Origin of the sequence: Baekduia sp. (assembly GCF_035318805.1) — a bacterium.
GTDB lineage: Bacteria > Actinomycetota > Thermoleophilia > Solirubrobacterales > Solirubrobacteraceae > Baekduia.
In genome coordinates this window covers 122,121-134,260 of sequence record NZ_DATHDY010000121.1, presented here as the reverse complement: position 1 = coordinate 134,260, position 12,140 = coordinate 122,121, and the positions used below count along the sequence as shown (strand labels likewise).

11 protein-coding genes are annotated in these 12,140 nt (G+C 73.4%); 9 read left to right on the top strand and 2 right to left on the bottom strand.

The genetic code is table 11. The features are described 5' to 3' along the window. Nucleotides 1-119: 119 nt before the first annotated feature. The 8 genes from VK501_RS25155 to VK501_RS25120 are packed head-to-tail and all read left to right on the top strand — an operon-like array spanning nucleotide 120 to nucleotide 8,901. Nucleotides 120-1,577 carry a hypothetical protein gene (locus tag VK501_RS25155; RefSeq protein WP_324342437.1) on the top strand — a complete coding sequence of 486 codons (1,458 nt, stop codon included), beginning with the start codon at nucleotides 120-122 and terminating at the stop codon, nucleotides 1,575-1,577. Beyond that, nucleotides 1,564-3,105, top strand: coding sequence for a hypothetical protein (locus VK501_RS25150; RefSeq protein ID WP_324342435.1), 1,542 nt, complete (start codon nucleotides 1,564-1,566; stop codon nucleotides 3,103-3,105). Before VK501_RS25155 ends, VK501_RS25150 begins: the two co-directional genes overlap by 14 nt. Next, on the top strand, nucleotides 3,092-4,924 hold the full coding sequence (locus VK501_RS25145) for an ArnT family glycosyltransferase (RefSeq protein ID WP_324342433.1): 1,833 nt from the start codon (nucleotides 3,092-3,094) through the stop codon (nucleotides 4,922-4,924). Before VK501_RS25150 ends, VK501_RS25145 begins: the two co-directional genes overlap by 14 nt. A 37-nt stretch (nucleotides 4,925-4,961) precedes the next feature. Then, nucleotides 4,962-6,152: a bifunctional diaminohydroxyphosphoribosylaminopyrimidine deaminase/5-amino-6-(5-phosphoribosylamino)uracil reductase RibD gene (ribD, locus tag VK501_RS25140; protein WP_324342431.1), complete on the top strand. Its 1,191-nt coding sequence runs from the start codon at nucleotides 4,962-4,964 to the stop codon at nucleotides 6,150-6,152. Nucleotides 6,153-6,160: 8 nt separating this feature from the next. After that, a complete protein-coding gene (locus VK501_RS25135) occupies nucleotides 6,161-6,763 on the top strand; it encodes a riboflavin synthase (protein WP_324342429.1) in 603 nt (200 codons plus the stop codon). Next, a complete protein-coding gene (locus tag VK501_RS25130) occupies nucleotides 6,760-8,082 on the top strand; it encodes a bifunctional 3,4-dihydroxy-2-butanone-4-phosphate synthase/GTP cyclohydrolase II (RefSeq protein ID WP_324342427.1) in 1,323 nt (440 codons plus the stop codon). Before VK501_RS25135 ends, VK501_RS25130 begins: the two co-directional genes overlap by 4 nt. Beyond that, the gene (gene ribH / locus VK501_RS25125) at nucleotides 8,079-8,510 is read left to right on the top strand and encodes a 6,7-dimethyl-8-ribityllumazine synthase (protein WP_324342425.1); all 432 of its coding nucleotides are present in this window, start codon (nucleotides 8,079-8,081) and stop codon (nucleotides 8,508-8,510) included. The genes VK501_RS25130 and ribH overlap by 4 nt, the downstream gene beginning before the upstream one ends. A gap of 43 nt (nucleotides 8,511-8,553) precedes the next feature. Next, nucleotides 8,554-8,901, top strand: a complete 348-nt coding sequence (locus tag VK501_RS25120) for a hypothetical protein (RefSeq protein ID WP_324342424.1) — start codon at nucleotides 8,554-8,556, stop codon at nucleotides 8,899-8,901. A gap of 405 nt (nucleotides 8,902-9,306) precedes the next feature. On the opposite strand, the gene VK501_RS25115 is transcribed toward VK501_RS25120, so the two are convergent. Beyond that, entirely contained in the window at nucleotides 9,307-9,981 is a 675-nt protein-coding gene (locus VK501_RS25115) for a GntR family transcriptional regulator (protein ID WP_324342422.1), read from the bottom strand. Nucleotides 9,982-9,995: 14 nt separating this feature from the next. After that, nucleotides 9,996-11,225, bottom strand: coding sequence for a DUF1116 domain-containing protein (locus tag VK501_RS25110; RefSeq protein ID WP_324342420.1), 1,230 nt, complete (start codon nucleotides 11,223-11,225; stop codon nucleotides 9,996-9,998). A 196-nt stretch (nucleotides 11,226-11,421) separates the two neighbouring features. Here VK501_RS25110 and VK501_RS25105 point away from each other — a divergent pair, with 196 nt between their 5' ends. Continuing rightward, on the top strand, nucleotides 11,422-12,135 hold the full coding sequence (locus VK501_RS25105) for an isochorismatase family cysteine hydrolase (RefSeq protein ID WP_324342419.1): 714 nt from the start codon (nucleotides 11,422-11,424) through the stop codon (nucleotides 12,133-12,135). Nucleotides 12,136-12,140 lie beyond the last annotated feature (5 nt).

The following is a 12,140-nucleotide window of genomic DNA, read 5'->3' as shown; positions in this document are numbered from 1 at the left end:
TATCTCAGAGGGCCGGGACGGCTGTCGTCGCACGTCAATCCGCCGATCCTGGGCTGCTGGAACCTCGACTTCGGATGGAGAGCGCGACGCTCACTTCGCCGCCGCGCCGTGAGCCCGGCATGCTCTCGCGGCTCCGCGCCGCTCCCGCCCATGCCTGGGCACGGGCCGGGTTCGCGGTGCTGTGCGTGGGTGCGGCCATCGGGTTCCTGGTGTACCCCACCTATCCGAACTACGACTCGGCGTACTCGCTGATCTGGGGCCGGGAGCTGCTCGACGGCCAGCTGCCGAGCTTCGACGCCTACCGGGCCCCGACCGAGCATCCGCTGGCCGTGCTGTTCGCCGCGGTGCTCTCGCCGCTGGGCGACGCGGCGCCGCGCGTGTGGCTGGCGCTGACCGTCGCGTCGTTCTGCGTCCTGGTCGCCGGCGTCTTCCGGTTGGGCCGGGTGGCGTTCACGCCGTGGGTCGGCCTCGTCGCGGCGCTGCTGGTGCTCAGCCGGCTGGACTACGCGTTCCTGGCGGCGCGCGGGTACGTGGACGTGCCGTACCTGGCGATGATCGTCTGGGCCGCGGCGCTGGAGACCGAGCGGCCCCGGCGCGGCGGCGCGGTGTGGGTCCTCATCGGCCTCGCGGGCCTGCTGCGGCCCGAGGCGTGGATCCTCGGCGGCATCTACTGGCTGTGGTGCGCGCTGCCCGCGCAGCCCTGGTCGCGCCGCATCCGCACGGCGGTCTACGCCGCCGCCGCGCCCGTCCTCTGGGCGCTGACCGACCTCGTCGTCACCGGCGACCCGCGGTTCTCGCTGGATCACACGAGCTCGCTGGCCGCCGACCTCGACCGCCGGCGGTCCGCTTCCGAGGCGCCGTCGCTGCTGGTCGACTACCTCGAGAAGCTCGTCAAGTGGCCGGTGCTGGCGGGCGCGGTGCTGGGGATCGCGCTCGCGCTGGCCTTCGCGCGCCGGCGCTCGGGCGTCCCGCTGGTGATGACGCTCTCGGGCATCGGCACCTTCGGCGCGATCGCCGTCGCCGGCCTGTCGGTCATCGACCGCTACCTGGCGATCAGCGCGCTGGGACTGCTCGTGTTCTGCGGCTTCGCGATCGCCGGCTTCACCGTGCTGCCCGCGGAGCATCGGGCGCGCCGGCCGTGGACCTCCGGAGCGGTGGTCGTGGCGCTGGGCGGCGCGCTGTTCACGCTGACCCGCTTCCATCCGGGCTACATCGACCGCGAGCTGACGACCCGCCGCGAGCTGCGCCAGGAGCTCGCGCGCGTGCTGCAGACGCCCGCCTTCACGCTGGCCCGCCGCTGCGGCCCGGTGACCGTGCCCAACCACAAGCTGCTGCCCGACACCCGCTGGATCCTGCACGCCGACGCCGACGAGGTGCTCGCGCGCAGCGCGCTGCCGGCCTCCGGGCGCGAGACCAAGGGCGTGCACCTCTTCGTGTCCGGGCCCGCCATGCTGGAGAACCCCACCTACGGACCGTTCGACCGCACGGTCGAGGACGACCCGCTGATCCAGGTCCCCGGGCCGGCCGCCATCCTGATCGACCGTTCCCCAGACTTCGCCGTGTATGCCACCTGCTGACGTCGCCGCCGTGCCCGCCGGCCCGCGCCCCGACTCCGACCCCGCCACCGGCGGCCCGTCCCCGGGCCGCCTCGCCCGCCTCACTGCGCTGCCCTGGCCCGCCCTGGCGCTGATCGCGCTGGCGCTGGCGACGTTCGTCGGCTTCCTCGTCTACCCGACGTATCCCAATTACGACAGCTACTACTCGCTGCTCTGGGGCCGCGAGGTGCTGCACGGCCACCTGCCGAGCTTCGACGAGTACCGCTCGCCGACCGAGCATCCGCTCGCCGTGCTCTTCGGCGCGGCGCTGTCGCTGCTGGGCCGCGGCGGCGACCGGGTCATGGTGTTCTGCACGGAGGCGTCGTTCGTCGTGCTGTGCGCGGGCGTCTACCGCCTGGCCCGCCGGGCCTTCACGCCGCTGGTCGGCCTCGCCGCCGCGGGCATCCTCTGCACGCGGTTCGACTTCCCGTTCCTCGCGGCGCGCGCCTACATCGACATCCCGTACCTGGCGTTCGTCGTCTGGGCCGCGGCGCTGGAGCTCGAGCGTCCGCGGCGCGGCGGGATCGTGTGGGTCCTGCTGGCCTGCGCCGGCCTGCTGCGCCCCGAGGCGTGGATCCTGATCGGCCTCTACTTCCTCTGGATGTGCTCCGGCGAGCTCGGTCCGGGGCATCCGCGCGGCGAGCGCCTGCGCCGCTGGGCGCGCTACGCCGCCTGGGCCGCCGTCGGCCCGGTGGTGTGGGTCGCGACCGACTTCGTCGTCACGGGCCATCCGTTCTTCTCGCTGCAGCACACCAGCGGCCTGGCCGAGGAGCTGGGACGCACGCAGGGGCTCTCCGAGGTCCCGTCGTCGATGAAGCGCTTCTTCTTCAACCTGGCCAAGGCGCCCGTGCTCTACGCCGCCATCGCCGGGTTCCTTGCCGCGCTGTGGCTCGCCCCGCGCCGCGCGATCATGCCCGCGGTGCTGTGGCTGATCGGCACCGGCACGTTCGTGCTCGTCGGGATCGCGGGCCTGTCGGTCATCGACCGCTACCTGCTGGTCCCGACGCTCATGGTGATGGTCTTCGCCGCCGTCGCGCTGGCCGGCTGGTCGATGCTGCGCAAGGACGCGCTCATCCGCAAGGTCTGGGCGGTCGCGGCGGGGCTGATCGTGATCTACGGGGTCGTCTTCAGCGCGACGCGCGTCAACTTCCACGTCTTCGACTCCGAGCTGCAGCTCCGCGGCGCGTCGCACCGCTCGCTCGCCGACCTGCTCGACCAGCCGGCCGTGCGGGCCGCGCGGCGCTGCGGGCCGGTGACGGTGCCGAACCACAAGCTCGTCCCCGACACGCGCTGGCTGCTCGGCGCGAGCGCCGGCGAGGTGCTCGCCCGCGCCGACCCGGCGGCCGAGGCACGCAAGCAGAAGGGCGTCTCGCTGTTCGTCGTCGACCGCGGCGCCCTGCTGCGCCAGGCGCTGGTGGCCGACACCGACGACCCGTTCGACAACATCCCGCTGTCGGGCTTCCGGCGCCTCGCGTTCACCCCGTACTACTCGGCGTATGTCCGCTGTTGATGCCCAGGGCGCCGGTGAGGACGTGAGCGCGCAGGCGCATCCCGACGCGGCGTTCGAGCCGGCCGCCGCCGGCGCCGGCGAGCGCGCCGCCGCCCGCCGGGCCAGGGCGCGTGAGCGGCTGCGCTGGGCGCCCGCGGTGCTCGTGCTGCTGGCCGGCAGCTTCGTGCTGCGCATCTGGGGCGCCAAGCACGGCCTGCCCTACTCCTACAACGCCGACGAGAACGCGCACTTCGTCCCGAAGGCCATCGGGCTCTTCGGCCACGGGCTGAACCCGCACTACTTCGTCAACCCGCCGGCGTACACGTACGTGTTGCACGGCGTGTTCGCCGCGTGGTTCGGCGGGCGCGCCGGCGTGTCGGAGTCGTTCGCCACCGACCCGACCGAGGTCTTCCTCGTCGCCCGCGTGGTCTCGGCCGTGTTCGGCACGCTGGCCGTCTGGCTGCTGTACCTCGCCGGCACGCGGATGTTCGACGACCGCCGCGTCGGCTTCCTGGCCGCCGGGCTGCTCGGCGTGGGGTTCCTGCCGGTCTTCTACTCGCACCTGGCGCTCAACGACGTGCCGACCCTGGCGCCGATCTGCCTGGCGCTGTACGGCACGGCGGGGATCGTGCGGCGCGGCCGGCTGATCGACTTCGTGGTCGCCGGGATCGGCCTCGGCCTGGCATGCTCGATGAAGTACACCGGCGGCATCGCGCTGCTGCCGCTGGTGGCCGCGGCGGGCGGCTGGCTGTTCGGACGCGACCGCCTGAAGCGCTCGACGCTGATCGGCGGCCTGGTGATCGCCGGCTTGTGCGGCGCCGTCGCGTTCTTCGTGACCAACCCCTACGCCCTGCTGGACCACGCGGCGTTCTCCGACGGCCTGAACCACCAGACCTCGGTCGCCGACGACGCGCTCGGCAAGCTCGGCCTCACCGAGGACAACGGGCTCGCCTACTACCTGTGGACGCTGACCTGGGGGCTGGGGTGGGTCCCGGCGCTGGCCGCGGCCGCGGGCGTCGTGGTCGTCGCCCGCGACAACTGGCGGATCGCCGCCGTGCTCGTCCCGGCACCCGTCCTCTTCCTGCTGTTCATGGGCACCCAGGAGCGGTTCTTCGGCCGCTGGCTGATGCCGGTCTTCCCGATGATCTGCCTGCTGGCCGCCTACGCGGTGCTGCGCGCCGCGGTCGCCATCGGCCGCCGCCGGCCGGTGCTGGCGCCGACGATGCTCGCGTGCGCGGCGGCGCTGCTCTGCGGCCAGGGGCTCATCGCCTCGCTGCACATCGGCCAGGTGCTCTCGCGGCCCGACACGCGCAACATGGCCCGCGCGTGGTTCGCGGCGCACGTGCCGCCGAAGACCAAGGTCGTCGTCGAGCCGGTCGTGCCCGACGGCTGGGCGCAGGACGTCGGCCATCCCTCGCCGCTGACCAGCAACGGCAACCGCTGGGTGAAGTTCCCGACGAGCCGCTCGAACATCGCCAACGACGGCTCGGAGATCCCGGGGCCGGGGCGCATCGTCAACATCGAGGACTACGAGCGCACGCTGTATCCCGGCCTCGTCGACACCTACGAGAAGGCCGGCTACTGCTGGGTCATGGTCGGCTCGACGCAGCGCGGCCGCGCGGAGGTCGAGCCCGAGGCCGTCCCGCAGGCGCTCGCCTACTACCGCGAGCTCGAGCGCCGCGCCGACACCGCCTACGTCGCCTCGCCGTACCGCGCGGGGGCCAAGCCGGTCGCGTTCAACTTCGACTGGTCGTTCGACTTCTACCCGCTGGCCTACAACCGCCCGGGCCCGACGATGTGGGTCTACCACCTCCGCGGAGGTCGCTGCGCCTCGTCCTGAACGGACGACCGGTCGCCGCGCCGTATCCTCCTGAGCGGTGCAGCGGACCGACACCGACCACCAGCATCTGGCCCGCGCCATCGACCTGGCGACGCGGGGTCGCGGGCGCGTGCACCCCAACCCCGTGGTGGGTGCCGTCGTGGTCAAGGACGGAGCCGTCCTGGGGGAGGGGTGGCACGCCGACTACGGCGGCCCGCACGCCGAGGTCAACGCCATCGCCGACTGCGACGGAGCCGACCTCACCGGCGCCACGATCTACGTCTCGCTCGAGCCGTGCTGCCACCAGGGCAAGACGCCGCCGTGCACCGACGCGATCCTCGCCGCCGGCATCAGCCGCGTCGTCGTCGGCTCCGACGATCCGACCGAGAAGGCCTCCGGTCGCGGCCTCGGGATCCTGCGCGACGAGGGCGTGACGGTCGACGTCGCCGGCGGCGAGCTCGCCGTCCGCGCCCGGCTGTCCAACCAGGCCTTCCGCAAGCACGCGCGCACCGGGCGTCCGTGGGTGCTGTTCAAGTCCGCGATGACGCTCGACGGCAAGGTCGCCACCCGCACGGGCGACTCGAAGTGGATCTCCTCGGACGCCAGCCGGGCGCTCGCGCACCGGTGGCGCGCGTCGGTCGACGCGGTCGCGGTCGGCATCGGCACGGCGCTGGCCGACGACCCCCAGCTCACGGCGCGCGTCGCCCACAACCCGGCCCGCGCCGAGCTGGCCGACGACCCCCAGCTGACCTCGCGCATCGAGCTGCCCGACGACACGCGCGAGCTGCGCCAGCCCCGCCGGGTCGTCTTCGACGCCACGGGACGGCTGCCGCTGGACTCCCAGCTCGTCCAGCAGGCGCCCGACATCCCGCTGACCGTCGTCGTGTCGCGCGCCGCGCCGCGCAGCGCCGCCGACGGCCTGGAGAACGCGGGCGCCGACGTCATCGTCGCCACCGGCGAGCACGAGCCCGCGCGCGTGCGCTCGGCGCTCGACCAGCTCGGCGAGGCGGGCGTCCACGCGATCCTGCTGGAGGGCGGCCCGCACCTGGCCGGCGCCTTCCTGGACGCCGGCGAGATCGACGAGGTGCGCCTGTTCCTCGCGCCGCTGCTGCTCGGCGGCAGCAAGGCGCGCGACCCCCTGGAGGGCGAGGGCGTCGAGCGGATCTCCGAGGCGCTGCGGGCCCTGACCCTCGACTGCGAGCGCGTCGCCGACGACGTCCTCATCAGCGCACGGCTGCGGGAGTGGTGATCGAGAGCATGTTCACGGGACTGGTGGAAGACCTCGGAACCGTCGTCGCGGTGGAGCGCACCGCCGGCGGCGCGGTGCTGACCGTCGAGTCGCGCCTGGCCGACCAGATCGGCGAGGGCGACAGCGTCGCCGTCAACGGCGTGTGCCTGACGGCGACCGGCATCTGCGGGCAGCGCTTCGGCTTCGACGTCATGCACGAGTCGCTGCGGCGCACGTCGCTGGCCGAGCTCGACGCCGGCGCCCGCGTCAACCTGGAGCTCGCGCTGCGCGCCGACGCGCGGCTGGGCGGCCACATCATGCAGGGCCACGTGGACGGGATCGGGGTGATCGCCGGGCTGGCCGACGACGGCTTCTCCCGCGTCGTGACCGTCGAGGCCGGGGGCGGGCCGGACGGCCTCCTGCGCTACGTGGTGGAGAAGGGCTCGATCGCCGTGGACGGCGTCAGCCTCACCGTGTCCCGGGTCGACGAGACGTCGTTCGACGTGTCGCTCATCCCCGAGACGCTGGAGCGGACGAATCTGGGCGCCACCACCGTGGGGCGCACCGTGAACCTGGAGGTCGACGTGGTCGCCAAGTACGTGGAGAAGCTCGTGGGAGGCGTTCGCGCATGAGGGCCAAGGTGCAGCAGACCCGGGACGAGGTCCAGTTCGCCACCGTCGAGGAGGCGCTGGAGGACATCGCCGCCGGCAAGATGATCGTGGTCGTCGACGACGAGGACCGCGAGAACGAGGGCGACGTGGTGATGGCGGCGGAGTTCGTCACCGCCGACGACATCAACTTCATGACGCGCCAGGCGGGCGGCTGGATCTGCCTGACGCTCACGCCGGACCGCTGCGACGAGCTCGGCCTCGAGCTCATGTCGCTGAAGAACGAGTCCGCGCACGAGACGCCGTTCACCGTCACGATCGAGGCGCGCGAGGGCGTGACCACGGGCATCTCGACGGCCGACCAGGCGACGACGATCCGCACCGCGGTCGATCCCGCCAAGGGCCAGCACGACATCGTCGTCCCCGGGCACGTGCATCCGCTCAAGGCGCGCGAGGGCGGCGTGCTGGAGCGCACGGGCCACACGGAGGCGTCGGTCGACCTGGCGCGCCTGGCGGGCCTGACTCCGGCCGGCGTGATCTGCGAGGTGCAGAACGAGGACGGCTCGATGGCACGCGTCGGCGACCTGGCCGCCTACTGCCACAAGCACGGCTTCAAGATGATCACGATCGCCGATCTGATCGCCTACCGGCGACGCCACGACAAGCTCGTGGAGCGCGTCGTTTCGACGTCGATGCCGACCGGGTTCGGCGAGTTCACCGTCTACGGCTACCGCTCGCTGGTCGACGAGAAGCACCACGTCGCGATGGTCAAGGGCGACGTCGCCGGCAAGGAGGACGTGCTCGTCCGCGTGCACTCCGAGTGCCTGACCGGCGACGTGTTCCACTCGCTGCGCTGCGACTGCGGCGAGCAGCTGGAGTCGGCGCTGAACATGATCGAGTCCGAGGGCGAGGGCGTGCTGCTCTACCTCGCCCAGGAGGGCCGCGGCATCGGCCTGCTCAACAAGCTCAAGGCCTACAAGCTGCAGGAGGAGGGCTACGACACGGTCGACGCCAACCTCCAGCTCGGGCTGCCCGCCGACCTGCGCGACTACGGCATCGGCGCGCAGATCCTCGTCGACCTCGGGCTGTCGTCGATCCGGATCCTGACCAACAACCCCAAGAAGATCCGCGGCCTGGAGGGCTACGGCCTGCGCGTCACCGACCAGGTGCCGATCGCGCACGCGTCCAACCCGCACAACGAGGCCTACCTGCGCACGAAGGCCGAGCGCATGGGCCACACGCTGCACCACCAGGGCCTGGCGCTGGACGAGGAGATGCTCCACGAGGAGCAGGTCTCCGACCACGCGGCGGCCCAGGCCCGCGAGAAGGAGCAGGGGTCGTGAGGCTCGCGTTCGTGGTGGGCCGCTTCTACGAGGACCTGGCCGACCGCCTCGTCGCCGGCGCCCGCGCGGTGTGCGAGGACGAGGGGATCACCGACATCGACACCTTCGACGTGCCCGGCGCCTACGAGCTGCCGCTGGCCGCCAAGCTCGCCGCGGAGACCGGCGCCTACGACGGGGTCGTCTGCCTCGGCGCGGTCATCCGCGGCCAGACCTCGCACTACGACTACGTCTGCGGCGAGTCGGCGCGCGGCATCATGGACGTGCAGCTGCAGACGGGCGTGCCGTGCTCGTTCGGCGTCCTGACGGTGGACAGCCTCGACCAGGCGCTGGCCCGGTCGGGCGGCGACAAGCGGGACTCGGGCCGCCACGCGGCCGAGGCCGTGCTCGCGCTGCTGGCGGTCAAGGACCAGCTGGCAGCGGCTCGCTGACCTCGGGCGCCACGGCGGTCGGCGACCTCGGTACGCTCCGCCTGTGAACCTCGAGATCGTCGCGATCCTCGGGACGCTGATCGTCCACTTCCTCGGCGCGGGCGTCCTGGTCTACGCGCTGCTGGACGGCGAGAAGATCGACTGGCGCAACACGCTGTGGCCGCGCGACGACGACGGTGGCGGAGGCGGAGGCTTCGATCCGCCGCCGCAGGATCACGGGCCCGAGGGTGGGGGCGGCATCGTCATGCCGCCGCTGCCGGACGCGGCGCCGAGCGCCGTCCGGCTGCGCGAGCCGGGCCAGCGCATCGGCGACGGGTACCCGCGCCCGCCGCGGCGTCCCGAGCACGCGCCGGCCGAGCCGGCACGGTCGCCGCGCGAGCCGTCGCGCTGAAGGGCGCTTCGGACGCCGTTGGCGTTCCGCGCTGGCGCTGGTGGTGCCTGCGGCGCGCTTCGGGGGCCGTTGGCGTTCCGCGCTGGCGTTGGTCGTGCTGCGGCGCGTGGTTCGGGGCAGTGACGGGGAGGTGAGCGGGGGCGCCGGCGCGGTCGGTCGTCCGCGGGCGCCGGGCAGGGGCGCCGGCGCGGTCGGTCCTCCGCGGGCGCCGGGCGGGCGATCGATGGCACCTGGCCCTTCATATTGGAGGGCTGGGTGCCATCGACTGTCGGATCACCTGACCACGGCGCCTCGCGGACGCCCCCGGGCGCCCGCACCCGACCTGACGCGCGTTCTCGTCAGTGATCCCGGACCACGCTCGCCGCGCCAGCCACGCGCCGAGCGGAACGCCGACCACGCCGACCCCTAACCCACCGGCACCGCGAACATCCGCGCCAGCGTCTCGCCGACTCGGTCGCGCACCACCAGCGCGCTGCGTTGCACGTGGGCGCGCATGAACGCCGCCGAGGCGTCCGCGTCGCCGGCCAGGACGAGGCCCACGATCTCCAGGTGCTCGGCGATCGTCGCCCCGATCCGCTCGTCGAGCGTGAAGTCGTGGATGCGCAGCACGCGGATGCGCTCGTTGACCGCGCGCAGCATGCGCGTCGCCGTCGCGTTGCCCGACGCGCCGGCGATCCGCTCGTGGAAGGCCTCGTCGCGGTGGACGAAGTCGGGCGTCCGCAGCACATCGGGCGCGACGCGCCACTCGCGCTCCAGGCCGCGCCAGTCGTGCTCGATCGCCTCCAGCAGCTCGCGATCGCCGCGGGTCGACGCACGCCGGGCGGTCAGCTCCTCCAGCGCCATCCGGACGTCGTAGACCTCCTGCATGGTGCGCACGTCGGGCAGGCGGGGCCGCAGCCCTCCGGCGGGGTCGCGCACCAGGTGGCCGTCGCCCTCCAGGCGCCGCAGGGCCTCGCGGACCGGCGTGCGGCTCGTGGCGAACTCCGACGCAAGCTGCGTCTCGACCAGCCGGTCGCCCGCCGGCCGCTCGCCGGCCAGCAGCTGCGTCCTCAAGGCGTCGTAGACCCGTTCGGCCTGCAAGGGACGCGCGCCGTTCACGCGCGCGCCGCCTCAGCCGGCAGCCCTTCCAGTGCGGCCACCGCCTCGAGGAACGCCTCGAACGGCGGATGGGTCACCCCGCCGCCGATCTGCCCGACGCCGGGCTCGCGGTGGGCGATCCCGGTGTGGATCGGCGGGCGGATGCCGGTCTCGACGACGGCGCGGGCGTCGACGCCGAGGAGGGCGGGCATCAGCTGGGGCTCGCGCAGCCGCATCGTCGGGTGCTCGGCGGCGGCGATCCGCCGCAGCCGCTCCATGATCTGCGGGGCGTCGTCGACGGTCAGGCCCACCGACGGGGCCGCCAGCGGCGAGGCCGAGAGGGCGAGCGCTCCCAGCCCGTACACCTCGACGATCGCCGAGTCGCCCAGGTCGGGGTTCATGTCGGCCGTGCCGTAGGGCTCGACGAGGCGCGCGGGATCCGGCATTGCCGCCGGACCGGTGAACCACTGCGCACCGGTGCCCGAGAGCTGCACGCCCACCTCGACCCCGTTGCGCGCGATCACCGTGACCAGCGACGATCCCGGCACGCCCTCGGCACACACCATCGCCAGCTTGGCCGACACCATGGCCAAGTTGAGGAAGAACTGGCTGTTGCCCAGGATGAAGCGCCGGACCTCCGCCGACAGCCACGGCGCGAGCGCGTCGTGGGTCAGGCGCGAGCCGGCGTCGGTGCGGTGGTGGCACTCGTCGCCGAGCTCGAGCGCCTCGCGCTGGAGCTCCAGGAGGTCCAGCGGCCCGTGCTGCGCCAGCGCGTGCGAGAGCGCGGGGCCGAGCACGTCGCGCATCCACTGCAGCCGCTGCACCACTTCGGGCCCGTCGGCGCCGTAGCGCAGGACCTTGCCCGAGCCCTCGTTCAGCGGGCACCAGGCGGTCCGCCCGGTCGCCTCGTCGCGGGCGACGAGCACCGGCATCGACGCGGTGACCGCGCCCGACATGGGCCCGACGCCACCGAGGTCGTGGTTGGGATGCAACGCGATCTCTCCGGCGTCCAGCAGCGCCAGCGCCGCCACGGCCGTCGGCGCGCGTCCCTCGATCGCCAGCGCGACGCCGAGCGCCGTGCGCATCGGCGCGCACATCGCCCGGGATCCGATCGGCGGACCCGCGTGGCTCACGCCGCCCGCCGCCAGCTCGCCGACGACCTCGCCGGCGGGCCGGACGTCGATCAGCCGCGGCGCGGCGGCGGCCAGCGCGGCGACGGCGGGGTCGGCATGCAGCGTCGTATGCATGGGCGCAACGTACGGACGTGGCGGCCCGGCGCCCTTGGACCGGCGGGCCAGGATCGCCGGCGGCGCATTGGACCGCCCGCCCGGCGGTCCAGCCCGGTTCGGGCTCCCGGTCCAATGAGTTCGCCACACCGGCGCGGATACGTTCGCGCCGTCGGCCTCCCAGTCGACCGCACTGCATACAGCCCCGGAGAGGCCCATGACCGTCAGCGTTCCCGCCGACCCCTACGACTTCGAGCTGGACCCCGAGACCACCGCGCTGGTCATCATCGACATGCAGCGCGACTTCCTCGAGCCGGGCGGCTTCGGCTCGATGCTCGGCAACGACGTGTCGCTGCTGGCGTCCACCATCGAGCCGCTGCAGCAGGTGCTGGCGGCGGCCCGGGCGATCGGCATGCCGGTGATCCACACCCGTGAGGGCCATCGCGCCGACCTCGCCGACGCGCCGCCGGCCAAGCTCGCCCGCGGCCGGCTGAGCTGCGGGATCGGGGACCCTGGCCCGTTCGGCCGCGTGCTCGTCCGCGGCGAGCACGGCCACGACATCGTCGACGAGCTGGCGCCGATCGACGGCGAGCCGATCCTCGACAAGCCGGGCAAGGGCGCGTTCTACGCGACCGACCTGGAGCTGCTGCTGCGCAACCGCGCCGTGCGGCGCCTGATCGTCACCGGCGTCACCACCGAGGTGTGCGTGCACACGACGGTGCGCGAGGCCAACGACCGCGGCTTCGAGTGCCTCGTGCTCTCGGACTGCGTCGGCTCGTACTTCCCCGAGTTCCACCAGGTCGGCCTGCAGATGATCGCCGCGCAGGGCGGGATCTTCGGCTGGGTGGCCCCTTCGTCGCAGCTGCTCGCCCGCCTGGAGGCGGCGGGCCTGCTGGCCGCGGCGAGCACATCCACCACCACCATCATCTAGGAGCA

What these genes read in the sequence shown, in the direction of transcription:
- VK501_RS25110 (WP_324342420.1), bottom strand. Translation starts at nt 11,225, where the DNA reads ATGCATACGACGCTGCATGCCGACCCCGCCGTCGCCGCGCTGGCCGCC.
- VK501_RS25105 (WP_324342419.1), top strand. Translation starts at nt 11,422, where the DNA reads ATGACCGTCAGCGTTCCCGCCGACCCCTACGACTTCGAGCTGGACCCC.
- VK501_RS25150 (WP_324342435.1), top strand. Translation starts at nt 1,564, where the DNA reads ATGCCACCTGCTGACGTCGCCGCCGTGCCCGCCGGCCCGCGCCCCGAC.
- VK501_RS25145 (WP_324342433.1), top strand. Translation starts at nt 3,092, where the DNA reads ATGTCCGCTGTTGATGCCCAGGGCGCCGGTGAGGACGTGAGCGCGCAG.
- VK501_RS25135 (WP_324342429.1), top strand. Translation starts at nt 6,161, where the DNA reads ATGTTCACGGGACTGGTGGAAGACCTCGGAACCGTCGTCGCGGTGGAG.
- VK501_RS25155 (WP_324342437.1), top strand. Translation starts at nt 120, where the DNA reads ATGCTCTCGCGGCTCCGCGCCGCTCCCGCCCATGCCTGGGCACGGGCC.
- VK501_RS25130 (WP_324342427.1), top strand. Translation starts at nt 6,760, where the DNA reads ATGAGGGCCAAGGTGCAGCAGACCCGGGACGAGGTCCAGTTCGCCACC.